The organism is Streptomyces sp. A3M-1-3 (assembly GCF_024213665.1).
Classification (GTDB): domain Bacteria; phylum Actinomycetota; class Actinomycetes; order Streptomycetales; family Streptomycetaceae; genus Streptomyces.
Genome location: NZ_JANAVP010000016.1, coordinates 56,424 through 83,152, shown reverse-complemented (window position 1 = coordinate 83,152; position 26,729 = coordinate 56,424). Strand labels below are relative to the sequence as shown.

The 26,729-nt window shown below is 70.4% G+C and carries 26 protein-coding genes and 3 pseudogenes; 13 read left to right on the top strand and 16 right to left on the bottom strand.

What is annotated here, in order from left to right; translation table 11 throughout:
- Nucleotides 1-114 precede the first annotated feature (114 nt).
- Nucleotides 115-1,563 (bottom strand): CopD family protein, encoded by a 1,449-nt coding sequence (locus tag NLX86_RS19755; RefSeq protein WP_254373061.1) that lies wholly within the window; start codon nt 1,561-1,563, stop codon nt 115-117.
- 83 nt (nt 1,564-1,646) lie between these two features.
- Between NLX86_RS19755 and NLX86_RS19750 the strand changes: the two genes are divergently transcribed.
- The 6 genes from NLX86_RS19750 (at nt 1,647) to NLX86_RS19725 (ending at nt 5,419) form a co-directional block, all read left to right on the top strand.
- Nucleotides 1,647-2,039, top strand: a complete 393-nt coding sequence (locus NLX86_RS19750) for a hypothetical protein (protein WP_254373060.1) — start codon at nt 1,647-1,649, stop codon at nt 2,037-2,039.
- 172 nt (nt 2,040-2,211) lie between these two features.
- Nucleotides 2,212-2,484 carry an SHOCT domain-containing protein gene (locus NLX86_RS19745; RefSeq protein ID WP_254373059.1) on the top strand — a complete coding sequence of 91 codons (273 nt, stop codon included), beginning with the start codon at nt 2,212-2,214 and terminating at the stop codon, nt 2,482-2,484.
- A gap of 193 nt (nt 2,485-2,677) precedes the next feature.
- On the top strand, nt 2,678-3,112 hold the full coding sequence (locus NLX86_RS19740) for a hypothetical protein (RefSeq protein ID WP_254373058.1): 435 nt from the start codon (nt 2,678-2,680) through the stop codon (nt 3,110-3,112).
- 130 nt (nt 3,113-3,242) lie between these two features.
- A complete protein-coding gene (locus NLX86_RS19735) occupies nt 3,243-4,400 on the top strand; it encodes a sulfite exporter TauE/SafE family protein (RefSeq protein ID WP_254373057.1) in 1,158 nt (385 codons plus the stop codon).
- Entirely contained in the window at nt 4,397-4,654 is a 258-nt protein-coding gene (locus NLX86_RS19730) for a heavy-metal-associated domain-containing protein (protein WP_254373056.1), read from the top strand. Before NLX86_RS19735 ends, NLX86_RS19730 begins: the two co-directional genes overlap by 4 nt.
- 120 nt (nt 4,655-4,774) lie before the next feature.
- Complete coding sequence (locus NLX86_RS19725) at nt 4,775-5,419, top strand: class I SAM-dependent methyltransferase (protein WP_254373055.1); 645 nt, start codon at nt 4,775-4,777, stop codon at nt 5,417-5,419.
- A gap of 84 nt (nt 5,420-5,503) precedes the next feature.
- Here the strand turns inward: NLX86_RS19725 and NLX86_RS19720 are convergent, their stop codons facing one another.
- Both NLX86_RS19720 and NLX86_RS19715 read right to left on the bottom strand, forming a co-directional pair.
- Complete coding sequence (locus NLX86_RS19720; protein ID WP_254373054.1) at nt 5,504-7,702, bottom strand: cation-translocating P-type ATPase; 2,199 nt, start codon at nt 7,700-7,702, stop codon at nt 5,504-5,506.
- A gap of 19 nt (nt 7,703-7,721) precedes the next feature.
- Nucleotides 7,722-8,432, bottom strand: coding sequence for a tRNA-dependent cyclodipeptide synthase (locus NLX86_RS19715; RefSeq protein WP_254373053.1), 711 nt, complete (start codon nt 8,430-8,432; stop codon nt 7,722-7,724).
- Nucleotides 8,433-8,509: 77 nt separating this feature from the next.
- Here NLX86_RS19715 and NLX86_RS19710 point away from each other — a divergent pair, with 77 nt between their 5' ends.
- The 3 genes and pseudogenes from NLX86_RS19710 to NLX86_RS19700 form a co-directional block, all read left to right on the top strand.
- Nucleotides 8,510-8,920, top strand: a complete 411-nt coding sequence (locus tag NLX86_RS19710; RefSeq protein ID WP_254373052.1) for a heavy metal-responsive transcriptional regulator — start codon at nt 8,510-8,512, stop codon at nt 8,918-8,920.
- Between the two features lie 339 nt (nt 8,921-9,259).
- Complete coding sequence (locus NLX86_RS19705; RefSeq protein ID WP_254373051.1) at nt 9,260-9,664, top strand: DUF6153 family protein; 405 nt, start codon at nt 9,260-9,262, stop codon at nt 9,662-9,664.
- Between the two features lie 76 nt (nt 9,665-9,740).
- Nucleotides 9,741-9,932, top strand: a pseudogene (locus NLX86_RS19700) (DUF4396 domain-containing protein); the annotation flags it as partial.
- Nucleotides 9,933-10,038: 106 nt separating this feature from the next.
- On the opposite strand, the gene NLX86_RS19695 reads toward NLX86_RS19700, so the two are convergent.
- Nucleotides 10,039-10,605, bottom strand: coding sequence for a hypothetical protein (locus NLX86_RS19695; protein ID WP_254373050.1), 567 nt, complete (start codon nt 10,603-10,605; stop codon nt 10,039-10,041).
- Nucleotides 10,606-10,886: 281 nt separating this feature from the next.
- Between NLX86_RS19695 and NLX86_RS19690 the strand changes: the two genes are divergently transcribed.
- Complete coding sequence (locus NLX86_RS19690; protein WP_254373049.1) at nt 10,887-11,498, top strand: TetR/AcrR family transcriptional regulator; 612 nt, start codon at nt 10,887-10,889, stop codon at nt 11,496-11,498.
- 7 nt (nt 11,499-11,505) lie between these two features.
- Nucleotides 11,506-12,165 carry an SCO family protein gene (locus tag NLX86_RS19685; protein ID WP_254373048.1) on the top strand — a complete coding sequence of 220 codons (660 nt, stop codon included), beginning with the start codon at nt 11,506-11,508 and terminating at the stop codon, nt 12,163-12,165.
- Between the two features lie 319 nt (nt 12,166-12,484).
- Here NLX86_RS19685 and NLX86_RS19680 read toward each other — a convergent pair whose 3' ends face one another.
- The gene (locus NLX86_RS19680) at nt 12,485-13,198 is read right to left on the bottom strand and encodes a hypothetical protein (protein WP_254373047.1); all 714 of its coding nucleotides are present in this window, start codon (nt 13,196-13,198) and stop codon (nt 12,485-12,487) included.
- A gap of 899 nt (nt 13,199-14,097) precedes the next feature.
- Here NLX86_RS19680 and NLX86_RS19675 point away from each other — a divergent pair.
- Nucleotides 14,098-14,562, top strand: coding sequence for a transposase (locus NLX86_RS19675; protein ID WP_308409611.1), 465 nt, complete (start codon nt 14,098-14,100; stop codon nt 14,560-14,562).
- A gap of 263 nt (nt 14,563-14,825) precedes the next feature.
- Here the strand turns inward: NLX86_RS19675 and NLX86_RS19670 are convergent, their stop codons facing one another.
- The 6 genes from NLX86_RS19670 to NLX86_RS19645 all read right to left on the bottom strand — a co-directional run bounded on the left by NLX86_RS19670 (nt 14,826) and on the right by NLX86_RS19645 (nt 20,348).
- Nucleotides 14,826-15,836 carry an agmatine deiminase family protein gene (locus NLX86_RS19670; protein ID WP_254373045.1) on the bottom strand — a complete coding sequence of 337 codons (1,011 nt, stop codon included), beginning with the start codon at nt 15,834-15,836 and terminating at the stop codon, nt 14,826-14,828.
- Complete coding sequence (locus NLX86_RS19665; RefSeq protein ID WP_254373044.1) at nt 15,833-16,705, bottom strand: hypothetical protein; 873 nt, start codon at nt 16,703-16,705, stop codon at nt 15,833-15,835. Before NLX86_RS19665 ends, NLX86_RS19670 begins: the two co-directional genes overlap by 4 nt.
- Nucleotides 16,692-16,973 (bottom strand): acyl carrier protein, encoded by a 282-nt coding sequence (locus NLX86_RS19660; RefSeq protein WP_254373043.1) that lies wholly within the window; start codon nt 16,971-16,973, stop codon nt 16,692-16,694. The genes NLX86_RS19665 and NLX86_RS19660 overlap by 14 nt, the downstream gene beginning before the upstream one ends.
- The gene (locus NLX86_RS19655) at nt 16,960-17,835 is read right to left on the bottom strand and encodes a diiron oxygenase (RefSeq protein ID WP_254373042.1); all 876 of its coding nucleotides are present in this window, start codon (nt 17,833-17,835) and stop codon (nt 16,960-16,962) included. Before NLX86_RS19655 ends, NLX86_RS19660 begins: the two co-directional genes overlap by 14 nt.
- Before the next feature lie 66 nt (nt 17,836-17,901).
- Nucleotides 17,902-19,269 carry a condensation domain-containing protein gene (locus NLX86_RS19650; protein WP_254373041.1) on the bottom strand — a complete coding sequence of 456 codons (1,368 nt, stop codon included), beginning with the start codon at nt 19,267-19,269 and terminating at the stop codon, nt 17,902-17,904.
- Nucleotides 19,266-20,348, bottom strand: coding sequence for a low specificity L-threonine aldolase (locus tag NLX86_RS19645; RefSeq protein ID WP_254373040.1), 1,083 nt, complete (start codon nt 20,346-20,348; stop codon nt 19,266-19,268). Before NLX86_RS19645 ends, NLX86_RS19650 begins: the two co-directional genes overlap by 4 nt.
- Nucleotides 20,349-20,624: 276 nt before the next feature.
- Here NLX86_RS19645 and NLX86_RS19640 point away from each other — a divergent pair, with 276 nt between their 5' ends.
- Nucleotides 20,625-21,860, top strand: a complete 1,236-nt coding sequence (locus NLX86_RS19640; protein ID WP_254373039.1) for an MFS transporter — start codon at nt 20,625-20,627, stop codon at nt 21,858-21,860.
- Between the two features lie 287 nt (nt 21,861-22,147).
- On the opposite strand, the pseudogene NLX86_RS19635 reads toward NLX86_RS19640, so the two are convergent.
- The 5 genes and pseudogenes from NLX86_RS19635 to NLX86_RS19620 all read right to left on the bottom strand — a co-directional run bounded on the left by NLX86_RS19635 (nt 22,148) and on the right by NLX86_RS19620 (nt 26,712).
- A pseudogene (locus NLX86_RS19635) lies at nt 22,148-23,257 on the bottom strand (IS1380 family transposase).
- Between the two features lie 617 nt (nt 23,258-23,874).
- Nucleotides 23,875-25,098, bottom strand: coding sequence for a transposase (locus tag NLX86_RS19630; protein ID WP_254373037.1), 1,224 nt, complete (start codon nt 25,096-25,098; stop codon nt 23,875-23,877).
- Nucleotides 25,099-25,220: 122 nt separating this feature from the next.
- Nucleotides 25,221-25,892, bottom strand: coding sequence for an AfsA-related hotdog domain-containing protein (locus NLX86_RS34770; protein ID WP_254373036.1), 672 nt, complete (start codon nt 25,890-25,892; stop codon nt 25,221-25,223).
- A gap of 25 nt (nt 25,893-25,917) precedes the next feature.
- A pseudogene (locus NLX86_RS35105) lies at nt 25,918-26,172 on the bottom strand (AfsA-related hotdog domain-containing protein); the annotation flags it as partial.
- A 66-nt stretch (nt 26,173-26,238) separates the two neighbouring features.
- The gene (locus NLX86_RS19620) at nt 26,239-26,712 is read right to left on the bottom strand and encodes a flavin reductase family protein (RefSeq protein WP_254373035.1); all 474 of its coding nucleotides are present in this window, start codon (nt 26,710-26,712) and stop codon (nt 26,239-26,241) included.
- Nucleotides 26,713-26,729: the final 17 nt, after the last annotated feature.

Below are 26,729 nucleotides of genomic sequence, written 5' to 3'. Positions count from 1 at the left end.
GTGAGGACCGCGGTGGCCGCGAGAGGCCACGTCCGTATCTGCTTCAACTTCCTTGTCGTGGTGGTCCGGAGAGGTGTGCCAACGCTCCGGGTACCGGGCAAGGAGGGAGGGTGGTTAGTGGTCATGGCTGGTGTCCTCGTCGGGTTCGGGGTAGACGAAGGTGCGGGTGACGAGGTGGTAGGGGGCGGCGATGGTCTCGTGGAGAATGCGCCCGTCGTCGTCGAGGGTGAGTTCGAGCTGGGTGTGCTCGGCGGGGTAGGCGAGTGCGAGGCGGCGGTGCCCGGTCTCGTCGGGCAGGCGGGTGGTGACGGAGGCGGTGCCGCTGCCGTACGGCTCGGAGGCGAGGAAGTCGGCTCCGGTGAGGGGGAGTTCCTTCTGGTTGCCGAGGTCACGGACGGTGTTGCTGGTGACCAGTTCGTGCAGGGTGAAGCGAGGGGTGGCCTTCATGGCGGCCACGGCCTCGCGCAGCAGGTCGGCGTCCGGGCGGGGCGGCCAGGTCACGGTCAGGCCGGCGCGCCCGCCCTGCCACGGGCCGGCGGAGGCGGTCAGCGTGAGGCGGCTGGTGCCGTCGCGCCAGGAGACGGGGGCGTAGAAGCAGCCGGTGCCGCAGCCGCGCAGTTTCCGCGGGCGGGTAGTGCCGCGCGGGTCGGCGAGGGTGGCGGTGAGCGCGTAGGACTGGCCGGTGCTGTCGCCGGTCCGGGGCGTGGTGAGGTCGACGACGAACTGGCCGGCGCTGGCGCGGGCGCTGATGCCGATCTCCCCGGCACGGGTGCCGACGGGGATGGTCGGGCCGTCGGCCGGGGGCGCGAAGGGCAGGGGGCGGTCGGCGTCCGCGGGCACCGGCAGCACGGTGAGGGTGGCGGACAGGGCGAGGACGACGGCGAGTACGCCGGTTTCGGCCCGGGCCGGGCGCTGCGCTGATCGGTCGGAACGCCGTAGGCGTCGGCGGGCCGCGAGGGCGAGCGAGGCGACGGTGAGGACCAGGGCGGTCTTGCCCAGGAGGACTTGGCCGTATGTGGTGGTGGCGAGGTCGTCGAGGGGGACGAGGAGTAGCGTGGCGATCAGTCCGGTGGCGGCGACGGCGGCGAACAGCCAGGCGGCCAGGCGGGCGTAGGCGAGCAGCAGCGCACGGGCGGCGGTGCGTTCGCCGCGCCAGGCGGCCATGGTGCGCAGCACCTGCACCAGCGTTCCGGCCCACAGGGCGGCGGCCGTGAGGTGGACGAACGTGAGCATGGGTCCGGCGACGGCTTGTTCGGCCTGTGGGTGGGCGCGCAGCGCCTCGGCGATCAGCACGGCGGCCGGCGGAACGAGGGCCAAGGTGCGGCGGCGTACCAGCACGGCCGCACCTGCCAGGGCGAAGGCGGCGACCTCGACCACGGACAGCACCCCGGGCCGGGTGTCGAGCAGGGAAGCCAGGGAGCCGTCGCCGATCTGGAGGGCTGCCAGGGCGAGGGCGGCCGCGCAGCCGGTCAGGGCTGCGGGCAGCGTCCAGCGGCGCGGGCGGCGGGCGGGGGCGTCGGGGACGCGGGCGGCGAGGCGGCCCACTGCCAGCTCGCCAAGCATGAGGGCGAGCGCGGTGAACAGCAGCCAGCGCAGCCGCGCGGGTCGAGGCGGCCGGGCTGCCGATGCTCGGCAAGGAGGGCAACGTGGAGCACATCCACACCCACCTCGACGTCATCGTGGACGGCAAGCCGGTCACCGTCCCCGCGAACATCGGCATCGACGAGCAGGCGCGGCAGATCAGCCCGCTGCACGCGCACGAGGCGAACGGCGTGATCCACATCGAGTCGCCGGTCAAGGCCGCCTTCTCCCTCGGCCAGTTCATGACCGAGTGGGACGTCGCCCTCACCCAGGACTCGATCGGCGCCCTCAAGGCCGATGGCGGCAACACCTTGCGCACGTACGTCAACGGCAAGCCGTACACCGGCAGCCCGGCCGCGATCGTGTTCAAGGACCACGACGAGATCGCGATCGTCTACGGACCGGCGGGCCAGAAGGTAGACCTGCCCAGCAGTTACAACTGGCCGGCGGGCGAATAGACGCCGCCCGTCTGGGGATGGGCGCAGCCGGACCGGCGGCGATGCCCCGGCGCGGCTGAGCGGCCCGGTCCCCGGACCGGCGCGAGTACCACGGGGCGGAAGCGAGACCGCCGCTCAGGCTGAGGACGCCGACCTGAGGACGTCGGCCTCGCGCTACGCTGAAAGCGGTGATATGGCCATGTATGGCTCGATGAACGGCATGATGAGCGGCATGGGCGCCTGGATGCTCCTCTGGGGCCTGGTGGGGCTTGTCTTCCTGGCGCTGGTCATCCTCGGCCTGGTGTGGCTGGCCCGCCTCCTGATCCGGAACACGGCAGGCGACAACACGACGGGTAGGCCCGCTGGCGCCGAGGCGCCGCAGGACATCCTGCGACGTCGCTACGCCGCGGGCGATATCGACGAGGACGAGTTCCTGCGCCGTATGTCCGGCCTCGGCCAGAGATGATCATCTCTAGCCGGGCATCCCAGGTTTCGCCCTGTCCGCAGTGATCCAGGGGCCTGGATGTCCGCGGTGGTCCCCTGGCTGTGGATGACCGACCTCGCTCTCCCCGGCCGCCGTCGCACGGCGAGCGAGCGGCAGGACTGGACCGGCGGTGTTCGCAGCACGCGGCGGTAGAGCGTGCCCTAGCATGGCGCGCATGTCGCGACGCGTGCTGCCGCCGCTCCGGGCGTGGTCCGGGGCGCTGCTGGTGTGCGCGTTGATGTTCTGCCTGACCGGGCTCGCCCGGCCAGCCATGGCGATGCCCTCCTCGACGCCTTCGATGGAAATGGCCGCACCGGGCGCGGTCGGCGGTGATTCCTCCGGCCTGATGCAGGCCGAAGCGGCCGGACAGGCGGCGGCAATAGCGATGGCGAGCGGTTCGGCCGAGCACGGCGCGCACTGCCCGATGGCCGAGAAGCAGTGCGAGGCGCCGAAGGCGACCTTCGGCCCCGACGTCCAGCCAATCCCTGCACTGACCGGTCTGTCGATGGGGACAGCCTGCTCCGCCGCAGCCCTGATGGCCCTGCCCAACGCGCCGCCTCCGGCGCTGCCGCCTCCTGATCTCCACCGGTTGTGCGTGTCGCGGACGTGATGGTTCGACTCCCGTGAGGCTGCCTTGCTTCTGCCTTGCGGAATCCCGACATTCCTCACGTCCGCCTCGGCACGCCCATAACCCTGTCTTCTGGGCGCGTGCCGTCGTTTCCGAACAGGAGTCACGACGCATGCCGTCGTCCATCACCTTGCTCATCACCGGTGTCAGCACCGGTCTGCTCGCCGGTGGCGCCTCGTGCGCCGCCGTCCAAGGCGGTCTGCTCGCCGGAGCGGTCACCCGCCGCGATCCCGCCCAGGCCCGCATTCCCGCTCGTACGTCCCCCGCGTCCTCGTCGTCCGCCAAGAAGCGGCCCCGAACCGCGAGCCCCAGCCCGGCCCGGCGCACAGCAGCCACCGCATCCTCAGAACCGACAGCCGGGAGTCTGGCCCCGGTCGGCGCGTTCCTCGCAGGGAAACTGCTCTCCCACACCGTCCTCGGCGCGCTCCTGGGTATCTTCGGAGCCGCGCTGCAGCCCAGTCCCCGGGCGCAGGCGGCGCTGCTGATCATCGCCGGGGCACTGATGGTGCTCTTCGCCCTCGACCTCTTCGGCGTCAAGGCGGTGGGCCGGCTCGTCCCCCGTCCCCCGGCCTCCTTCGGACGGCTGGTGCGGCGCAGCACCAAGACCAGCTCGATGGCCACCCCGGCGCTGGTCGGCTTCGCCACCGTGCTGGTGCCGTGCGGGGTGACGCTGTCGATGGAGCTGGTCGCGATCACCGCGGGCTCCCCGCTGGCCGGCGCGGCGGTGATGGCAGGGTTCGTGCTGGGCACCGCCCCGCTGTTCGCCGTCCTCGGCTACCTCTTCCGCCGCTCCAGCCGGGCACTGTCCGGCCGCCTGGGCATCGCCACCGGCATCGTGGTGCTGGCCGTCGCGGCCTGGACCATCGGCTCCGGACTCCAGGCCGGCGGGTGGGTCTCCTTCAGCACCGGCTCCACCCCTGCGGCGGCCGCCGCCCCCGCGGCGTCGGGAGGCGGAAAGGGGGCATCGGACGGGCCGGTCAGCATCGACGCCTCCGGCAAGCAGACCATTGTCCTGACCGTCACCGACTTCTACGAGACCACCGCCTTCACCGCGAAGGCCGGGGTGCCCACCACGCTGGTGCTGCGCGGCAAGGACTCCGGCGGCTGCGCCCGCGCCTTCACCATCCCCGAACTCGGGGTTCAGGAGATCGTCAAGCGGGACGGCGACACCAAGGTCGACCTGGGCACCCGCAAGCCCGGCACGCTCCGCTTCTCCTGCGCCATGGGCATGCAGACCGGCCAGATCACCTTCCAGGGAGACAAGGCATGAAGCTCTTCAGCCGCACCAAGCACACCGAGACCGGTCCCCAGATGGTGCTCCTCGTCGAGGGCATGCACTGCACCAGCTGCGGCCTGCTCATCGACGACGAACTGGAAGACATCCCCGGCGTCCGCTCCTCCACCACCGACGTGAACGCCGGACGCACCACCATCCGCCTGGAAGAAGGCGCCGACGTGGACACCGCCGCACTCGTCGCGGCGGTGCAGCAGGCCGGCGACTACACGGCCCGACCGGCCGACTGACCCGACTGCGCTCGCGGGCAGAGACCCGGCGGGTGGTCGGCCGGGAAGCCGACCGGCCGACCACCCGCCGACGAGCCACCCGCGCGTGCGGAAGCGACGCGCAGCGCAGAGGATGGCACCGTGCCCGAGCCGAGAAGCAACGAGCGGCTGCGCCGCTACTGGGACAAGCACGCCCGCTCCTACGACCGGCAGATGCGGTTCTTCGACCGCACCCTGTTCGGCGAGAGCCGCACCTGGGTCTGCTCCCAGGCCGACGGCGACGTCCTGGAGGTCGCCATCGGCACCGGCCTGAACCTCCCCCTCTACCCTCCCGGCGTCCGGCTGACCGGCATCGAGTGGAGCCCGCAGATGCTGGCCATCGCCCGACGCCGCGCCGACGAGCTCGGCCGTACCGCAGACCTGCGCGAGGGCGACGCCCAGGCCCTGCCGTTCGCCGACGCCGCCTTCGACACCGTCGTGTGCACCCTGTCCCTGTGCGCGATCCCCGACGACCAGCGCGCCATCGCCGAGATGAGCCGCGTGCTCAAGCCCAGCGGCCGACTCCTCCTGCTGGACCACATTTCAAGCTCCGCTTGGCCCGTCCGCGCGATCCAACGGCTCATCGAACTCGTCACCGTTCCGCTCGGCGGCGAGCACCTCCTGCGCCGACCGCTCCGGCACGTCCAGGCGCAAGGACTGAAGATTGAGCAGCGGGACCAGTTCAAGCTCGGCATCGTCGAACGCCTCGCCGCCCGCAAGCCCGCCCCCGGATCCACCGACAGGTGAGGCACTGCCCGTGCCGGGCGAGCCGCCGAGTATGCCGAAAGGCGCCGGAAGCCCTGGCCCCGGCACCCCCCTTTCGTGTGTGGCTCAGCGCAGCGGCTGGAAGCGGCGCAGCCGCAGGCTGTTGGTGACGACGAAGACCGAGGAGAAGGCCATCGCGCCTCCGGCGATCATCGGGTTGAGCAGACCGAGCGCGGCCAGTGGCAGCGCGGCCACGTTGTAGGCGAAGGCCCAGAACAGATTGGCCTTGATCGTACGAAGGGTGCGTCGGGCCAGCCGGATCGCGTCCGCCGCCGCCCGCAAGTCGCCCCGTACCAAAGTGAGGTCGGAGGCGGCGATCGCCGCGTCCGTGCCGGTGCCCATCGCCAGACCGAGGTCGGCCTGGGCGAGGGCGGCCGCGTCGTTGACGCCGTCCCCGACCATCGCCACCACCCGGCCCTCCTCCTGCAGCCGTTGGACCTCGGCGACCTTGTCCTCGGGATGGACCTCTGCGATGACCTGGTCGATACCGACCTCGGCTGCCACCGCGTGGGCCGCCGCCGTGTTGTCGCCGGTCAGCAGGATGGGGGTGAGCCCGAGCCGCTTGAGGTCGGCGACCGCCTCGCCGCTGGTCGCCTTGACGGTGTCGGCGACCACCAGCGCGCCACGCACCTGTCCGTCCCAGGCGGCGAAGACGACCGTCCTGCCTTCGGCTTCGGCCTCCTTGCGTGCGCGGTCGAGCTCGTCGGGCAGTACGTGGCCGTGTTCCTCCAGCCACGCGGCCCTGCCCGCGCGGACCGTACGTCCCTCGATCTGCCCGGTCACGCCCCGGCCCTGGGTGTTGGCGAATCCGGTCACGGCGGGGAGCGAACCGAGGCGCTCCCGTGCGGTGTTCGCGATGGCGGTGGCGATCGGGTGTTCGCTTGCGTCCTCCAATGCGCCGGCCAGCCGCAGCACCTCCCGCTCGTCCTGACCATCGGCCGGTACGACGGCGACGAGGCGCATCTTGCCCTCGGTGACGGTGCCGGTCTTGTCCAGGACGACGGTGTCGATCCGCCGGGTGGACTCCAATACCTCGGGCCCGCTGATCAGCAGCCCGAGCTGGGCGCCGCGTCCGGTGCCGACCATCAGCGCGGTCGGCGTGGCCAGCCCGAGGGCACACGGGCAAGCGATGATCACCACCGCGATGGCGGCGGTCAGCGCAGTGGCGGCCGGGGCGCCGGTCAGCAGCCAGACGCCGAACGTGCCCGCCGCCAGGGCGATGACGACCGGTACGAAGACCGCCGAGATCCGGTCGGCCAGCCGCTGCACCGCCGCCTTTCCGGTCTGAGCCCGCTCCACCAGGGCGGCGATCCGCGCCAGCTTGGTGTCCGCCCCGATCCGGGTGGCCCGTACGGTCAGCCGTCCGTGGCTGTTGAGTGTGGCCCCGGTGACCTGCGAGCCCGGCTCGACCTCCACCGGCACGCTCTCCCCGGTCAGCAGCGACTCGTCTATCGCCGAGGCGCCCTCGACGACCTCCCCGTCCGTGGCGATCTTCTCCCCGGGCCGTACGACGAACAGGTCGCCGACCGCCAACTCCTCAACAGGGACACGTACCTCAGTCCCGTCGCGCAGCACGGCGACGTCCTTGGCACCCAGGTCCATCAGCGCCCGGATCGCGTCTCCGGCCCGCCGCTTGGCCCGGGCCTCGAAGAAGCGGCCCGCCAGCAGGAACGCCGTCAGCACGACGGCGACCTCCAGATACAGATGCTCCCCGCCCAGGGCGAGAGTCCCGGCGCTCCACAGGTACGCGGCCAGCACACCCAGCGACACCAGGGTGTCCATGGTCGCCGACCCGTGCCGCAGGTTCACCGCCGCCGCCCGGTGGAACGGCCACGCACCCCACGCGACGACCGGAGTTGAAAGGGCGAGCGCCGCCCACTGCCAGCCGGGGAAGTGCAGGGCGGAGATCATCGACACGAGGACCACCGGCAGTCCGAGCAGCGCGGAAGCGACCAAGCGGCGGCGCAGACCGGTGATGTGTGCGCCCTCGGCATCGACCTCCTCTTCCTCTGCGGCCGGGGCCTGAGTCCGGGGCGCCTCGGCGCCGTAACCGATGGCCTCGACGGCGGCGATCAGCTCCTCAACGCCGACCTCGGGGCTCTCCCGGGTCACGTGCGCGGTCGCGGTCGCGAGGTTCACCGTCGCGGTCACCCCGGGCAGCTTGCCCAGCTTCCGTTCGACCCGCGCCACGCACGAGGCGCAGGTCATCCCGGTGATGGCCAGTTCTATGGACTGCTCGGCGTCGGGCCGCGTGCTGGTTGCCATGGACGGTTCCTTGTCTCTTTCAGTCTGGTGCGGCCGGTGCCACAACGGCGAAGCCCTGCCCAGCGGCGGGACGCCAGCTCAGCTCGCCCCCGTACAGGCGGCGCAGGACAGCAGGCGGCTGGTGGTAGCAGAACACGGAAGTGCCGGCGTCGACGATGGCCGGGGTGTCGATGAACAGCGGTAACTCGGCCAGGAAGTAGCGCACCGCGTGCTCGACCTGCTCCTCGTCCGGCACCTGCCCACCGGGCAGCTTCCCGGCCAGCACCCACCCGGTGGCCTCCCGGCAGGCGTCCCGGAAGTCCGCGTCCTCGGCGTACCGCCGCAGCCCGCTCTCGTGGAGCCAGCTGAACGCCGCATTGCCTTCCAGCTCGGCCCACCCCAGCACGCGCTTGTCCGCGTCGGCCAGGCCGAGCGAACCCAGCGCGGTGACGATCTTGTTGCGGGTGTACTGGCCCTGCCGGCGCGCTTTCCACGCCGCCTTCTCGGGGGCGTACCCCAGCGCCTCAAAGGTGTACGCGCTCGGTGCGTCCGGCACGAAGAAGTCCACCCGCTCGAACCGCTCCAGCCCCCACGCCGCCAGCTCACGGATCCGGGCGGCGGAGAAGTAGCTGTTGAACGGGCTGATTCCGAAGCAGGCGTGCTCGGCCCGCTCGACGACTTCGGCGCACCGGCCGCTCAGCGGTGTCACCGCCATCGCCGCCGTACAGCCGTCGCCTTGATCTGTACTCATGACCGGACGTTAAAACCTTGCCCTTAGGGCAAGGTCAAGCGCAGACTGGAACCCTTCGCACGAACGGAGCCCCCATCATGCTCACCGTCGGCCGCATCGCCGCCCAGACCGGGCTGAGCCCCAAGGCCGTCCGCCTCTATGAAGCCAACGGCCTCATCGACCCGCCCCAGCGCACCGCCGCCGGCTACCGCACCTACACCGACGAAGCGGTCCCCGTACTCGGCTTCATCCGCCAGGCCCAGGCCCTCGGCCTCAGCCTGAAAGAGATCAAGGACATCCTCGACCTCCAGCGCCGCGGCGAGCAGCCCTGCAGCCTCGTCACCGATCTCCTCGACCAGCATCTCGCCGACCTCGACCGCCGCATCGCCGACCTCGAAGCCCTCCGTACGACGCTCCAGCACGCCCGGGCCCAGGCCGACCAGGCAGCCGACCGCGGAGAAAGTGCTCTGGTCTGCCACATCATCGAAAACAGCACGTCGGCGTCCTGAGTCGGCGGCGTGAAGGCCGCGGTGGTGCGCGCTGCAGCTGTCGGTTGGGTTCGCGGCATGGTCTGCCCTCTGTGCCTGGCATGGGCTGCGCTGGCCCTGGCCGACGCAGGGCACGCCAGTGTGGTTCTCGCACTGACCTGCACCTGGCGGCTCAGCGGACCAGCAACGCAACCGGTGACCGCTTGACCCGCACACGACGACACCGGTTTGTCATTGGGGCATCCCGACACGACCCAAACCGCGTTTAGGAGAACCGCACGTGGCCCGGTCACGCCGTTGGCGGATCCTTGACGGGTAGGGGCGAAGCCGTGCGCGGGGCCGGATCGTACGATGAGCCGCATGACGTCCGCCGCGCAGCTGTCGAGTCGCCGCCCCGCCGGGCGCGGCTTTCTGCTGCTGGTGCTCGCGGTACTGGCAGGCGTGCTGGCGATGCACGGCCTGGGCCCGGGACCCGTGCCCGCGAAGGCCGCGGCTGCTGCCAGCGGTCAGGGGATGTTGATGGCCCATGGCGAGGCGGAGGCTGGTGGGGACTGCTCGCACACCGCCGGCGGAACGGGCCATGTGAGTCACGCGGATGCGACCTGTGCGGCGGCCGGTGTCGGTGCCCCGTACGTGGCGCCCGCGCTGGCCGCGGCCGTCGACCTCGCGCCTACGGCTGTGGCGCTGACCGGCGGCGCCGCAGAGGCTCCCGAAGGTGGGCGTGCGCTGCCCGACTTGGCTGAGCTGCAACTCCTGCGGATATAGAGCGGCCACGGCACCTCCTTGCCCCGGCTTGGCCGGTGAAGGGTGCCGCGCTCCGGCACATCCTCATTCCGCATCGGCGATCATGGAGCTCGTCGACAACGGCATCATCGCCCTGACCCCCGGCGCGATGGACGCCCACCTGTCCGATGGGCTGTTCTGGACCGCGCTGCTGGGCGGCTTCGCCGTCGCCTTTCTGGTCACCACCCCGGTGAACAAGTGGATGATCGGCCGCGGCAGGGGACACGCCGTCGTCCACGCCTACCACTGACATCCGGCACGCAGAGAACGCGCCCGAGTGCAGACGAAGATGCCCGGGCGCCTATCTCGCCGAGGGGGTTAGCTGGAGGTGTACCGAGGCACAAAGGTCGTACCCATCAGCGCAAAGGCGCCGGTCCTGCGGGAGCGGCAGAGTCGGCGGCCTCCGGCCGGGTGCGCTGCTGGTACTGCTTGCGCTGCCCGTAGTGGGTGCGGCCCTGCGGTTTGTACACCGACAGCGCGGTCGCGACCAGCAGCGCCAGCGAGGCGGCAGCGGACTGGATCACCAGTTGGACCCTCGGCTCGTGGAGAGCGCCACCGGACGAGGCCGCTCCTGCGGCTGCGTCGGCGATGGAGCTGACCGGCTGCATGTGCACCAGCAGGGCGATCGTGGCCAGGACGGTGATCACCAGCTTCACCACGACCCAGTAATAGCGGACCAGCCCCCACGTGGTGCCCACAGCCGAGAGCACCCCGGTCAGCAGCGAGGCGAAGGCAAGCGGGACGATGACGTACCAGCCGGAAATTTCCATGGCGACGTAGGCGGATCGCGCCCGCTGGACATCCTGGCTGGTCAGACCGGCGACGGCGAGAGCCAGGAAGACAGCGACTGCGCCGAGCCATCCGACCGAGGCGGTGACGTGCGCGGTGAGGGCGAGCTTGCGCTGGCGCGGCGTCATGGCCATCAGCCGTGGCTCCCCATGCCGCCGCCGGCCAAGTGCAGGATCACGAAGGCCAGGATCAGGGCGATGGCGATCGCCGCGAATACGCTCACCCATCGCGGCCTGGCGTGAGCCGGTCCGCGGCCCGGCCCTCCGGCATCCGTGCCGTCACCTGCGTGTGGGGAAGGCGGCAGCTCAGCCATGGCTTGTCCTCCGGCGGTTTCTGTCGATCGAGCGTTTTGCAAGACAGTATGTCTACAGCATGCACGTCGTGTCACGTCAGCGTCGGCGCGTATATTCGGGGAATGCCGAAGCTGTGGAACGAGACGATCGAGGCGCACCGCCACGCGGTGCGTGATGCGGTCCTGGACGCGACGGCTGCGCTGGTGGCCGAGCAGGGACTGCTTTCGGTGACGATGTCGCGCATCGCGGAGACGACTGGTATCGGGCGGGCGACGCTGTACAAGTACTTCCCGGACGTCGAATCGATCCTCGCCGCCTGGCATGAGCGGCAGGTCACCGCGCACCTCGACCACCTCAGGGCGGTCAGGGATGAATCCGGCAGCCCCGGCGGGCGGCTGGAAGCCGTGCTGGAGGCATACGCGCTCATGTCCCAGGGGCGGCACGAGCACCACGGCACCGAGGTCGCCGCTCTCCTGCATCAGGGCCAGCACATCGCCCGGGCACACCAGCAGCTCCACGACCTGATCCGGGACCTGCTGGCCGAGGGCGTCGCGAGCGGCGATCTGCGAGATGACGTCGCACCCGACGAACTGGCCGGCTACTGCCTCCATGCCCTCAGTGCTGCCGGCAGCCTGCCCTCGAAAGCCGCGGTCCACAGGCTCGTTAAGGTCACTCTGGCCGGCCTGCGTCCCCCTGCAGGCCCCGGCACTGCCTCTCACGTTGATTGGAACTGAACCCTCGATGCACCGCACCGGAGCCTTGAGCCTGGCGGCAGCCGTCCTTGCCCTCGGCACGGCCGGTACGGGCTGCGGCACGACCACGCCGCACCGCGACGCGGACAGGCCCGCAGTCGTCTCCGCGGCCAGCGACTCCCCCTACCGGGGCACCACGCTGGACAACCCGTTCACCAAGCCCGAGCTCGTCCTCAGCGACACCACGGGCAAGCCCTTCGACCTGCGCAAGCAGACCGCCGGAAAGACGACGCTGGTCTTCTTCGGCTACACCAACTGCCCCGACGCCTGCCCCACCACCATGGGCGACATCTCCCTCGCGCTCACCAAGCAATCCACCGCGGTACGCGAGAACACCCGCGTCGTCTTCGTCACCACCGACCCCGAGCGCGACACCCCTAAGGAGCTCGGGAAGTGGCTCACGGCGTTCGGGCCCAACTTCACCGGCTTGTCCGGCGACCTCGCCAAGGTCAAGAAGGCCGCGCTCAGTCTGGGCATCTCCGTCGAGGACCCGAAAAAGCACCACGACGGCACCGTGACCTCCGACCACGGCGCCCAGGTCGTGGCCTTCTCACCCGCCGACGACAAAGCCCACGTCATCTACACCAGCGGCACCACTACCGATGACTTCGCCCACGACCTGCCACTGCTCGCCAAGGGCGCCGGCTGACGACAAGGAAATCCACGCGGCGGTCGGCGACGGTCCGCCGTGTCCTGCGGCCCGGCGGGGAGCTTCGTCTACACCGTGCCGCACACCGGCGACGCTCTGGTCGACGCCCTCGACGACGGCTGGCCCCTGAACGAGATCTGCGCCTTCGAGGAAGGCGCCGGCCCCGCCGCCTTCGGCGCATCACCCAGACCCTGCACCGATGACCGCGGCCCCATACCGGCCGCGGACCTCACCGTCGACGGCACCGGCCTGCTCTGCGTCACCCTGCTGCTGAAACTGCGTGCCAGCCGCCGAGCCGGGCACGGTCGTCCACCTCGGCTCAATGCTGATGGCCGTCGTCGTGCCCGGGCTCCTCGCTGGGGTCGGTGTCCTTCGTGGGCGCGGTGGGCTTGGAGGTCGGCTTGACGGTGCCGCTGCCCTGGCCGCCGTCATGTCCTTCGCCGCTGTCCTTCTCGGTCACTACATCGCTGTGGGTGTGTCCCCCGGGCTGCTCGGCCATGGTTGGGGCGATGTGGCGCAGGCCCGCAAAGGTGATGGCCGTGACAATGAGGACTGCCAGGCCCATGAGACCGAAGATGCGCCGCCACGGCGTCTTGTCCTCTTTCAGGAAGTAGGCGACGAAGGACAGGACGATGCCCAGCGGTATCAGCACGGCACAGCGGTACGGGAGGTCGGCGAAATGCTGCATGCCGCCGCTGAGCATGCCGAGGCCGAACGAGAGCATCGTCGAGGTGCCGAGCACCCGCAGCACGCGTGACAGGGCGGGCTTCTCGGACGCGAGGATGAAGTCGTTGAGGACGGTTGCGACCAGGAAGACCAGCACGCCGGATCCAGCGATCATCGAGTAGCGGGCCGGGTCCATGGGGTGATGGACGACCGCGCCACTGATGAGTCCGGCACCCACGTAGTAGCCGACATAGCCGAGGTAGCGCCACGGCAGGGAGGCACCTTCCCGCCTCTTGGTGGAACGGCGGTGGCTGTGAGCCGGCTGTGTGGGGGGCGGGGTCGTGACGAAAGTGGATGAGGAGGACAAAACTGGCCTTTCGCGGGTGAGTTCGATGGGGGACTTGGGGACTGATGGCCCCGGGAACAGCGGACCGAGGCCGGCCCCGTGCACCGCGCCGCTCTTCGCTGTGGGAGCAGCAGACGGCGAACAGCGAGACATGGCCGAGCCGCCCCCCGACACGGAGGCGTAAATGGCGCGGGGTGTGCCCGGTGCCGTCGGCCGGTTCGAGGCGCGAAGGCTAGATCCGTAGGACCGCTGAGTCCTGCAAGGGGGGAGACGCCCAGGGGGCGGCGGCAGGTCGAGTGGCGGCGGGTACGACCGAGTGCGGAGGCCGAACCGCCGGGGCCTCGCACGGGGCGGGCAGCCCAGCACCCTGCACGGGCTGGCCGGACACACATTGATGCGCCGCGTGATCGGGCTCTGGGGCATCGTGAGGGTCGGTATGCCGCTGCCCGGAGTGCGAGCCGGGCCCCTCGTGGCTGTGCTCGGCCGCAGCGACTGCCTGGACGTCCACGGTCACCGAGCTGGACGCCCCGGGGTGCGCATGGCCTGCGGCGCTCTCCCCGCTGACACCGTGTGTGTACATCAGTGCGAGGAGCAGCGTGGCCAGCACCCACGTCGGGCCCGCTGCACGAGAGCGGGACCGCAGCACGCTGAGAATCGGCCGGGCCGCAACCATGCCGGGGAGCATATCCGTACCGCAGGGCTGACGACTACCGCCCCTTTGGAGCCGTCGAAGGCCGCAGCCCCACCTGACCCTCCCGCCCGTGCACACCGGAACTGCTCCGACCGCGCGGCGAGTCCGATCTGGTTCACGCCGCCGACTGGGCCGCAGACGTCCACGCTGAGAAACGGCCCGGAGAAACGGACCATGAGCGTGCAGCGCCCGGTCACTCCTCGAAGGTCGCCACTCTGTCGACTCCGGCGTGGTACAGGGTCCGCTGGACGTTTCTGCGTGCGCCCCGGATGCGAACAGCGGCGGGCGCCGAGGTGCCGACCGGCACACCCCGCACACCACCCAGCGCTTGCAGCGGCTCCTCGCACACTGCCCGGAACTCCACCGCACCCACAGTCTGGTCCGCCAGTTCGCCGCCATGCTCGATGCCCGCGATGCCGCCCAGCTGCCGGACTGGCTCGACCAGCTCACCGCCAGCGGACTGGCGCCTCTCGCCGGCGTCGCAAGAGCCCTGCGCGAAGACCAGCACGCGGTCGCCCAGGGAATCACCACCCCCTACAACTCTGGGGTCAACGAAGGCCGCATCACCGACGTGAAACTCCAGAAACGCATCATGGCAGGACGAGCTGGCGTCTCACTCCTCCGCCACCGCGTCGTACTGATCGCCCACCTACGCCGCCGTTACACGGACCGGCTGACCGTCGCTCTGAGATGACCTTCGGCTACGAAAATCTTGCCAGAGCCACATTCCGGTGTACGCCGACAGCCGGTGCCGAAGACGAGGTAGAGCGGCTGCCCGGTGCGCGGCACCAGTTCGAACTGCAGCTGGTGGGCGAAGCCGGCGCCGCGCTTCGCGGTAGGTCTGCAGCCAGACGCGCCAGCGTTCGTCTGGGCGCTGTTCGGCGTCGGCCGGCATCCAGTAGTTCCGGCCGCCGAAGACCGTGTCGAGGATGTCGGGGTTGAGCTCTTCTGAGGTGCTCACCCCTCCTGAGTGCGCCGCGCCGGGAGCTGTTGGGTGACGCAGTGGATCCCGCCGTCGCCGGTTGCCAGTGCGCGGGCTTCGACGCCGACGACCCGGTGGCCGGGGAAGGCCGCGGCCGCCGCTGCCCGCGCCTCGTCGTCCGTGCTGGTGCCGGCCAGCGGCATGATCACTCCGCCGTTGGCGATGTAGAAGTTCATATAGTTCACGACCGCGTCCTGGCCGTGGATACGCACCTGCTGCTGCGGAGGGAGCTCCAGGATCTCCAGCCTCCGGCCGGCGGCGTCGGTGGAGGCTTCGAGTACGGCGCGGTTGGCCTTCAGCCGGGCGTGGTCCGGACGGGAGGCGTCGCCGCACGACTCCACCAGAACCCGGCCCGGCGCGGTGAACTGGCATACGTGGTCGACGTGCCCGTCCGTGTCACCGGCGAGGTGACCGTACGGCAGCCAGATCACCTTGGCGGCGCCCAGCAGGGCCCTGAACTCGGCCTCGATATCGGCGCGGCCGAGCCGTGGGTTGCGATTGGCGTTCAGTACGCACTGCTCAGTGGCGATCAGCGTGCCCTGGCCGTCCACGCTGATCGCTCCGCCTTCGAGGACCGTCATGGTGGCCCGGCGCTCGATGCCCAGCACGGGCAAGAGGCGTTCGGTGATCCTGTCGTCCCGCGCGTACGGGTGGAACCGCTCGCCGAAGGAGTTGTACCGGAAATCCACGCCGACCCGCCCTCGCGGGCCGTGCACGACGATCGGCCCGGTCGCGCGGAGCCAGGCGTCGTCCATCGGGATCTCGACCGTGGTGACCTCGACCTCGCACAGCGCCCGTACGCGCTCCGCCTGGCCGGGCAGGACCAGCACGGTCACCGGTTCGAAGGCGGCGATGGCTCGGACGATCGCCGCGTGCTCCCGCTCGACGGATGCGAAGCTCTCGCCCCACAGCGACTCGTACGGCGGCCAGGCGAGCATGCAGGACTCGTGGGGCTCCCATTCGGCCGGCATCAGCAGCTCCGTCACGGCGCCCCCGGCCCGGAGAACGACCTGACCGCTTCCTCGGCGGCGCCCCAGTCTCCGTCGAAGCGGCCGGCGAGGACGTGCAGCCACCGCTCCATGCCGAAGGCCACGCAGGAGGTGTGGGCCTCGCCGCCCGCGTAGGTGATGTCGGCGCGTTCGCCGAAGAAGTTGCGGTGGTAGTTGACCGAGGCGATCGCGAGGTCTCCGTCGGCGACGAACTCCTCCTTGGTGGGGAAGAGCCGCTGCATGACGGCACGTGAGCCGTTGGCGTCGAAGAACGGATCCGTCGCGACCTCGGTCGTCAGGCTCAGGCCCAGGTGCGCGGCGAAGTCGAGGATGAGCGCCTTGTGGGTGGTGAGGTGGCTCTTCACCGCATCGGCGTCGCCGACGGCGATGATCTCCCTCATCGTGAAGCCGTGCAGCCGGCGCAGCCCCTCGTACCGCGTCTCGCGGCGGAAGCACTGGGCGATGGTGGTGAACGTGGCCGGCTCGTCCAGCTCGGTGCCGGAGAGGGACAGATAGGCGTTGTAGCAGGCGGCCGAGGGGAGGACGAACCCCGCCTCGCCGAGCTGGTGGCCGCCGAGCCCCGTGCCGGGCTTCGCCGGGTGCGTGGGCAGCCCGGCGACCGCGGCCGGGTCGATGGGCGCCGCGGCCAGCACGAGGTGCGGGAAGTTGGTGAAGTAGTCGAAGCGGGCCAGGTCGGCGACGGGGATCAACGGCGGGTAGAGGACGTCCGCCGCATCGGCAGCGGCGGCCCAGCCGGTGAACACCGTGTCCAGCGCTGCCCGGAGGCGGACTGCCTCGGGGCCGAGGGTGACCAGGCCGTCGCTCACGCCGACAGGCGAGTGGAGACCACTGTCAGGCGTGCGCATGGCCGGCCCCTTTCGTGATCAGCGCGTCGATGCGGTTGAGGGTGCGGAAGTTGTCCACGTCCGTCTTGGCGAGGTCGATCGGCTCACCGGTCAGTTCCTCCATGAGCAGGAGGAATTCCACGAAGGCCAGCGAATCGAGGACCCGGGCGTCGATGAGGTCCCGGTCCCGGTCGATGGTGTCCACGGAGGCATTGAGCTTCCGGAGGAACTCGAGCACTGTTTCCATCGACGCGTGCGGTTCGCGTGCTGCGTTCTCAAGCGTTGACATGGTCGAGCCCCCAAGAGGTGCGGAAGATTTCACTGGCGACGAAGTACCGGTCGACGCGGGCCATCAGCTTGACGTGGAACGCCTCGCGGACCGGATGCGACAGCGCCTTGCGGCGGACCTCCAGGGGCTTTTCCACGCCGCAGTCACGGAACATCTGCGGGTTGTAGAGGCTGCGCACGGAGTACGTCATGTAGTCCTTGACGTACTTCTCGATCTCTTCCCGGCGGCTCGGATCGGCCGCCGCGGCGCGGTCGTACAGGCGCTTGACGAGCTGCTTGCCGAAGGCGACGTGCCGGCTCTCGTCGTGGTGGTGCGCCGAGTGGATCTCACGGAGGATGTCCGGGATCAGCGGGTCCTTGCCCATGCGGCTGTTGTAGTAGTCGAAGATCTCCTCGAAGATGAGGATCCGTGAGAAGACGACGACGTCGTCCCAGAGGTCGCCGAACCCCTCGCGGCGCAGCGGGGACGCCGCCTCCGGGTAGATCCCGCCGGTGTACCGGTGGCAGAACTCGGCGAAGAACCACATGTGGGCGTTCTCTTCGCCGATGAAGTGGTGCAGGTACTCGTTGTACTCGGCGAAGTCGGGCGTGTGGATGCGCTTCGCGACCTCGATCATCAGCTCACGGATGCCGTGCACGTGCAGGCTGAAGAAGTTGACCGTCTCGTACCGTGCGAGGGCCTTGAGCGTCTTCTCGTCGTCGATCAGGCCGGTGCCGGAGACGGTGAGGTAGTCGGGGTTCATCCACCACTGCTCCTCGGACACGGAGTCCGGCCAGGAGAACTTGGTGTAGGGGTTGTAGTAGTCGTCACGCGACTTCTCGGAGAGCCGCGTGAGCATGGTGCTGAAGCCGGAATCGTCCATGATGGTGCGATCTTTCGGTGGGTGCTTCTTCTGGTGTGGTGGCCGACCGCCGAAGCGGCGGCGCGTTCAAAGTCCGGAGTCGGCCAACGTGATGAGGGAGCCCTCCAGTTCACGCAGGAAGGACTCCATGCCGGTCTCGGTGAAGTGCCGGATGTCGCAGGTCAGGGAGAACTCGAGGTGGTCGAGGCCGTCGTCGACGACGAGGTAGAAGGGCTCTTCCTCGGTGACCGGGAGCCAGGTGAGCACGGTGTCGGCCAGCATGCTCGCGGCGGGGACGTCCCGCGGCTTCGTTCCGTCCGCCGGCAGGGTGCGCCTGTCGTTGACGCAGTAGGGGAACCACAGGGGTGCGTCCGCGCCGCCGCCCAGTTCGGCGAGCAGCCGGTTCATGCTGTCGGCGTCGCATCCGGAGTTCTGGAATGCGGTGATGGCGGACAGCCAGGACCGTTTGACCGCCTGTGGCAGATCGGCGTCTGCGAGGTCCACCGAGAAGTACGTCTCCTGCATCAGGGTCGCCACCATGGAGCGGCTCTGCCGGCCGAACCGCTGCGAACTCGTCAGATGGAGGTCGACGTGGTCGCTGCCGGTGAGATCCCGCAGCACCAGCGCCGTCGCGCCGACGATGACGGCCGCGGCGCTCGTGCCGGTGCTGTCCGCGATACGGGCGACCGCGTGGTGGGCGGCGCGTGAGCGGAGGGCGGCCTGCCGGTACGCCTTCTCCTCGGGCAGGTCCGCCACGGCCGGAGGCAGCGCGAGGGGCGTCCGGTCGCGGAAGAGCGATGCCACGTGGCCCAGGGTCCGGTCGCGCTTGCGGATCCCCACCGGCGATTCCTGCCACACCGCCAGGTCGGCGGGCGTCTGCGTGTCCGGCGCGAGCGCCGGCAGCGTCCGGCCGCTCCGGAAGTACTCAGTCACCTCGTCGGCCAGGTGCCGCAGGCCGTACCAGTCGATGGCCAGGTGTGAGAACACATACACGCCGCCCCACACCCGGCCCTCGGTGACCAGGAGGACCAGGCGCAGGGGCAGCTCATCCGCGAACGAGAACCGCCTGGTGCCGAAGAACTCCTTCAGCGCCGTGACCTGCTCGTCCCCGGGTGTCCTCGTATCGACGAACTCGACGGGCAACCGGCCTTCGGGCAGGACACGCTGGACGACCCGGCCGCCCTGACCCCTCGGGAACACGGAGCGCAGGGACTCGTGGCGGGAGAGGAAGAAGGAGAGCGCTTCGAGGCATTGGGCCTCGGTGGGGCGGACGCCGGACGGCACGCGGAACTCTTCGACGACGTTGTAGACGTGGTCGTGCGGTCCTGCGTTCTCGATCAGCGCCCAGATTTCCTGCTGGCTCCAGGTCAGCCCGGCCTCGATGCCGCGACCGCCCGTGAACGGGGCGTGCCGCACGCGGGAGGAGAGGGGCTGTCCGCTGGGGTCGGCGTTCAATGCGTCGCCCTTTCCGCGACGTGCCGGTCTCCGGTGAGTTCCCGGGCAATGGCGGCGGCGAAGGCATCGACATCTTCAGGGGCGGTGTCGAAGGAACACATCCAGCGGACCTCGCCGGTCCGCTCGTTCCGGACGTAGAACGGGAAGCTCTTTTGCAGGCGGGCGGTCGCGTCCGCGGGCAGGATGGCGAAGACCGCGTTCGTCTGCACCGGTTGGACGATCCGTACGTCCGCCATCCCGCTCACCGCGTCGGCCAGACGCCGCGCCATCTCGTTGGCGTGCCGTGCGTTGGCCAGCCAGAGCCCGGACTCCATGAGGGCGATGAACTGCGCCGAGATGAAGCGCATTTTGGACGCCAGCTGCGTCGCGGCCTTGCGCAGGAAGGCCGTCCCGCGTACGGCGTCCGGATCCAGTACGACCAGGGCCTCGCCGAGCAGCAGGCCGTTCTTGGTGCCGCCGAAGGAAAGGACGTCCACCCCGGCGTCGGTGGTGAGGGCGCGCAGCGGCACGTCAAGTGCCGCTGCCGCATGGGCCAGACGCGCGCCGTCGAGGTACACGCGCATACCGTGCTCGTGGGCGTGGGCGCAGATGTCGGCGATCTCCTGCGGCGTGTACAGGGTGCCGAGTTCCGTGGGCTGGGTGATCGCCACGACGGTCGGCTGTGCACGGTGCACATCGCCCCGCCCCCATGCCTGCTGGTCGATCAGCGCGGGTGTGAGCTTGCCGTCCGGAGTCGGCACGGTGAGCAGTTTGACGTGGGCGACCCGCTCCGGGGCTCCGCATTCGTCGGTGTTGACATGGGCGCTCTCGGCACAGATGACGGCCCCCCAGGGCTCGCTCATCGCCTGGAGGCCCACCACGTTGGCGCCGGTGCCGTTGAGAACGGGGTAGACGCGCGCACGCTCACCGAAGTGCTCACGGAAGAGCTGCTGGAGCCGCTCCGTGTAGACGTCGTCCCCGTACGCCGCCTGGTGCCCTTCGTTGGCGGTGGCGAGGGCGGCCAGGATCTCCGGGTGTATTCCTGCGTAGTTGTCGCTCGCGAAGCCCCGCGACGCGGGGTCGTGCAGTCGGGAAAGCAAACCTTCGTCCTTCACTCGCGCGGCGGCCCTTCGTTCGGACGCCGCGGTGTCGGCTGGATCACGGGGATGCGGGGGATCGGGCGTGCAAGGCGGTCGTGGCTGCTGGTGGGAGCCGGACGAGTCTCAACTCCCCTTTCCTGTCGGGCAAGAAGATATTACGAGATGATCTAGTAATGAGCGCAAGTCTTCCGGCACACTTCTGATCAAGAAGAAAACCTGCCGTGCCGGCCCGAGACGCCTGGCAGGAACTCGTCAGCGCACACAGGAAGACGGACCATGCAGAGTTCCCCGGCAGGCACCCTGCGGCGCTCCCACAGAGGAGTCGTCGCCACCTTCGCCCTCGTCGGCGTGGTGAACGGCATCCTGGCGGCCAGGCTGCCGGGGCTCGCCGCCAAACTCGGCCTGGACACCGGCGACGTGGGGCTGGTCATCCTCTCCTGGGGCGTCGCCGCCACGGTGACCATGCAGTGCATGCGCTGGATCGTCGCGACCCTGGGAAACCGGTTGTTGCTGCGCGTCGGCACCCCGCTGGTCACCGTAGCCGTCGGGCTGATCGCCCTCAGTTCCTCGTTTCCGCTGCTGCTCGCGGCCGCCGCCGGCTTCGGGGTCGCCTCCGGTATAGCCGAGGCCATGATGAACGCCCAGGGCAGCCTGGTCGAACGTCGCACCGGCCGCCCCCTGATGAACGGGTTCCACGCCGGATGGAGCGCCGGCGCGGTGGCCGGCGGACTCCTCGCCGTCCTGCTCGCCGCCCTGGACGTCTCCTACACCGCCTCGGTGCTGGGCGTCGCGGTCGTCGCCTTCCCGCTCGCCCTCGCGGTGGGCCGCACCTACCTCGACGAGCCGGTCGAAGCGGAGGAGCCCACACACCGCCGCAACCTTCCCGGAATCGTCTATCTGATCGGTGCCGTGGCCTTCCTGGCGCTCCTCCTCGAAGGGCTGGTGGCCGACTGGAGCGGCCTTCTCCTCGCCCGCGACCTGCACACCACGGAGGCCGTCGCCGCCATCGCCTACCCGGTGTACGAACTGGCCACGTTCTCCGGGCGGCTCTTCGGCGACCGGCTGCGCCTGCGCTACGGCAGCCGGTCACTCCTCGCGGCCGCCGGCACCACGACCGCGCTGGGCGTACTCCTCGTGGTCATCGCCCCCTCCGCCGTCTGGGCCATCGCCGGATTCGGCCTCACAGGGCTGGCCGTCTGCATCGTGGTGCCCCTGTGCATGTCCCTGGCCGGCGCCCTCGCCCCCGGCCGCGCGGACGCCGCCGTCGCCCAGGTGTCCGCGATCGGCTACGCGGGGCTGCTCATCGGCCCCGTGCTCATCGGTTTCGTCGCCGAGGCCACCTCGCTCCGCACCGGCATCGCCACGGCCATCGCCGCGGCCCTGCTCATCACCGCCGCCGCGAGCCAGATGCCTCAGCGGCTCCCCGCCGAGGCCGAGTTCGGTCCGGAGGCGGCGGCCGGAACCGCGGCCGGAGTCGGACACGACGGCTCGCAGGCTCCGGGCCGGTCGTAGTCCGAAGTGGTGCGCCGCATCCGCCGGAATCAGATGTCGCGGAAGAGACCAGCGAACGCGGTGACCTGCTGTGATGGACGGCCGTGAGTCTCTGACCTCAACACCGTTGCGTTAGCCTCGATCGTTCATGAGTCCTCGTCGGTGTGCTGACGGGGACTCTGTGCTTGTGTGGCGCCCCTTTTCCGGGGCTGGGGCAGGTTGACGTCCCGGCTGTCGGGCCGGGTGGGCGCCGGGTTCCACTTTCCCGGAGCGATCGTGCTTGTCGTTGGGGCGGTTGACGTGGCTGGTCAGCCCGGGTTTGGCAGGCTCTGCAGCCGGTTGATTGCCTGGGTGATGACTTCGGTCCAGGGCCACCTGGCGGTGAAGCGGAGCCAGCGGCGGCGGCCGGTGTGCACGAGTTGTGCGGCAGCGGAGAGCAGGCGTAGGCGAAGGCGCTTGGGTTCCCAGCGGCGGGTGGCGCCGGTCAGAGCGAGCATCGGCATCCAGGCGAGGAGGTCGAGTGCGAGTGAGACGATCTCCAGCCAGATCTGGTTCTGGGCTGTGTCGTGCAGGGGGAGGTTGCGCAGGCCGGTGTCCAGGCCCGCTTCGGGATCTTGAGTACGGCCTGGTGGAGGGTGTCGGTGATGGTCATGCCGACGGAATACGACAGCCACCGGCCCGGCTTGGAGAGCCACTGCCCATGAGGCGTGGGTGCCGCCTGCGGAGTCGGTGCGGATCAGCGTCTGCCGGCCCCGCCGCAGGGCTTTGGGGAGTTGGGCCAGCGCGAGGCGGGTGGTGGTGATGTGATCGGCCGCGGTGTTGGAGCCTGCGTTGCCGGGCCGCAGCAGGGCGGCCACCGGCTCTCCGGAGCCGGCCTGGCCGTGGTCGACGAACGCGACGAGCGGATGATTGCCGAAGGTTTTCTTCCAGGTCGCGGTGGCGTCCTGCTTCTCTGAGTGTGCGAGGACCAGCACGCCGTCGATGTCCACGGTCACGTGCCCGTCGGCGGCAGGGCCGTTGGCCCCGGCCAACTCCCAGACACGTGACCGCACGTCGGCCCGCGCCGACCGGATCGCTGCGAGGGCCTTCGGCCCGGCTGCGGCGAGGGCGTCGAGGAGACGGGAGACCGTCGGGTCGGACGCCACCGGGCCGAACACGCCGGGCTCGGCCCTCAGCATGGCGACATCGGCCAGGCAGTCCCCGCCCAGAGCCGTCGCGAGCGCGACATCCAGCAGCACCTTGCCCGGGTCATGCACGGCCCGCGGCCTGCGCCACGGAGCCAACGCCGCGGATATCGCGGTGTCCAGGCCGGACTTGCGGACCGTCTCGACCAGGAGGACCGACCCGGCCTGCGAGACCGCCCCGCGGCCACCGCCCTCGACGCGGACACGCGGGTACAACCCGATACGCTTGCTCACCTGGAGAGTGCTTCTTTCCGTGCAGCCAACAGGACCCTAGACAAGTCCCATCGTTGCAGGTCAGCTACCCAGCGCACCGAAGGTGCGCTGGGTAGCTGACCTGCAATTTCTTTGCTTGTGACTGACTCGCTGGTCAGTAACTGTGAAGGGATGGGTGGCCAAGGGGTGGCCATCTGAGCAGCGCCGGTGCAGGGGAGTGGACTGTGGCGGCGTTGGCGGGAGTTGACCGGGGTTCTGTTCTTGTCGCTAGTCGACAACACCGCGTTCGGACGGGTGGTGTGCGGCGAGATGTGCGACAGGCTGATGATCCGAGTGCAGGGCTCGCCGAGGTCCAGTTCCCTGGGCGCCCAAGCCGCTTGTCAGGCCGGTGGGCTGGGTGCGGCGGCGGTGATCGCAACGATACGATCGTCCTGTTTGCCGCACCCTGCTCATGCATCAGATCCCCGCCGAGTCGAAGTGGGCGGACAAGCTCACTGACGCCTTCCTCGGCTTTCGGCATGGCCCGCATCGACTGGAGCCGATCCCTGAGTATGGAGTCCGCGCCACGTCCGCGGAAGCACCCGGAGGCCGGCATCAGCCGTATCGCCCCGTGGCGCGCTCCGCCCCGGATGCTCCCCTCAGTCGGCGAAACCAGACGTGGTGGCCTGACTCAGCCGGGGGCTGCGCCGGCGGCCCGCGTGCACGGCGGTCCCTCCGGCCGGCAGCGGCGGGCAGGCGCTCACCCGCTGCGGCGGGGTGACCCGCGCGGCCGTCTGCCGGCCGGAGAGGCTCAGGCGGCTGTACGCGTACGCGGCGGACGTCATCGTCATGTGGTGGTGCCAGCCAAAAAAGGAGCGCCCCGCGAAGTCGAGCATCCCGAAGCTGTCGCCCATGGCCTCCATCACGGCGCGCGTGCGCACCTGGTGGCGCAGCAGGGAGACGATCCGGTCCGCCCCCGCCTCGGCGAGGCTGGTGAGGTAGAACCGCACCGCGCGGGGATCCGGCGAGGGCCGGTGGGCCCAGAGCCGGTACGCGCCGTCGCGGCGGGGCAGCCGGACGGGCAGGGAGGTGAGGGCCGGGAGCCGGTGCTGCGCGGGGCCGGACGGCAGCAGGGCCTCGGCGGTGAGTGCGGAGGCACCTCGGTTCGGGGACGCGGACGTGGGGACGAGGATCTGCCCGGGCGGGACCTGTGCCAGGACGTCCATGCCTCGGTGGGCCAGGCCCGCCAGCAGCCGGTCCGCGCTCTCCACGCTCTGCAGGTCAGCGATCACCGGCGCCTCGTGCGGCAGTTGGCCGCCGGGGCGGCGGTCGACGAGGTCGAGCACCTGGGCCCACTCTGGCCGTACGGCGACGTCCTCCGGGACGCGGGCACGCTGCAGCCGGTTGGTGTCGGCCCGCCATATTTCGTCGAGGACGATCTCCCAGTCGACCGGGATGTCGTCCTCCTCGCTGGACAGGAACAGGCCGAGGCCCACCTGGCAGTTGAGGGTGCGTCCGGCCTTGGGGACGAACCTGCGGTGCACACCCACGGAGTGCTCACCGCGCTTGGGGATCACGGCCGTGCCGATGGTCCAGGCCGTGGTCGGCCGCGCGGCGGCGACGGTGACGGCCAGCTCCTGACGGACCGGCGCCCAGTCCCAGGGGCTGGCGTTGATGAACTGCTGCAGGCACTGCGAGGCGGTGCGGGAGCCGGGCACGGTCTCCGCCAGCCGCTGCAGCGTCTTGCGGCCCGGAACGGTGAGCAGTCCGCGCAGATAGACCTCGGCCCACCGGCGCTGGTCGGTGCGCGGCAGCAGCGCGAACAGGCTCTCCGCGAAGCCGGTGACATCCGGATGCTGCCGGTGCGAGCGATGCACAGACACGAGAATCTCCCCCCGCCGGTTCTTCCGAGTGGTCATGAACGATAAAAGAATACTGAACATTCGCTATGTTTGTGAGCGGGAGCGAGAATCCGGCCGTACGCGGGCGGGACCGGGCGGGGGAGTCAGTCGCAGAAGGCGGCGACAACCAGGCTGTCGAAGACCAGCTGGCCCTCCTGCACGGCGGTGACCCGCACGGCGGCGTCCTCGGTGGCGTCCTGCAGCGGCAGCTTCATGGCCGTGACGAAGCACGGGAGGTCCAGCTCCGCACGGGCGTGGTGGGCGCTGCGCACTTCGACGGGCAGCACCCGGTACGGCGCGCACACGGCCTGGGCCGCCTGCCGTGCGGCCTCCAGGAGGAGCATGGGCGGTATGTGGTCGGCCGGGTGGTCGAACAGCACCGGATGGCTGGGGTCGATCCGCAGCTGCCAGGTCTGTCCGGCCCCCGCGGCCGGCCGCTTCACCACACCCAGCACGACATCGTGCTCGTGCAGCCGCCCCACGACGGCGGCCAGGACCGGCTCCGGCAGGGTCGGCAGGTCACGCGGGGCGCGCGCCCGCCCGGCCTCGGCGGGGCAGTCCAGCACCCTCAGCGCCACCCGCCCCACCCCGGCGAACGTGTCGCTGCGCAGGAAGTCGGCCTCCAGGGTGAGCGAGGACAGCCGGCCCTGGTCGTAGCGCACCTCGCGGCAGGAGATCTCCAGGCGCACGTCCGCCGGCCGGCGCCCCAGGAGCAGGGCTCCCGGGACCACTTCGACATCGAGCGCGTCGATGACGGCATGGTGTCCGTCGGGCACGCCGTAGTAGAGGTGCCTTGAGGAAGGACGCCTGCCGCAGGGTCTCGGCCGCGAGCAGCGGGTCGTGCCAGGACCCGGCGACCGGCGTGTAGAACGCGTGCCCCCGCGGCCACTGGGCGCCGAGGTGGAAGGTGTCGGCGCCCAGCTGCCGCCAGTCAGTGATCAGCACCTCGGCAACAGCCTCGCGGTTGACGAGGTGGCGGGGGGCGGTTCTGACGAAGCTGAGACCGCCCTGCTCCGCGCCGTGCTGCGACGGGAGGGCTCGCGAACGATCGGTCACGAACACGCGGAATCGTCCTTCTGGTAGACGGGGTGTGCGAGGTGCGCCGGATGCGGCACGGGTCCGTCAGGCAGCCAGCCCCGCGAACCGGCCGGCGTGGAACACCAGGGGGCCCGCCTGTTCGGACAGGCCGCCCTCGGTGGCTTCGGCGATCACCAGGTCGTGGTCGCCCGCCGGGTGGATCTGCGTGATCCGGCAGTCCAGCCAGGCGAGCCCGTCCGCCGCTATGGGGTGTCCCGCGCGGGTGTACGCCCAGTCGCGGCCGGAGAACCGGTCGGCCCCACGCAGGCTGAACGTCCGGCACAGGTCGGCGTGCTGGTCGCCGAGGATGGTCACGGCGAAGCCCTCGGCCGCGCGGATGGCCGGCCAGGTGCTCGAGGTGTGCGCCGCGCACATCGCGACGAGCTGGGGGTCAAGGGATACAGAGGTGAACGAGTTGACGGCCATCCCCACGGGACCCTCCGGGGTCTGCGCGGTGATCAGCGCGACTCCCGTGGTGAACCGGCCGAGGATGTCTCGGAACGAGCGCTGCTCCAGCATCTGTTCTTCCGCTCTCC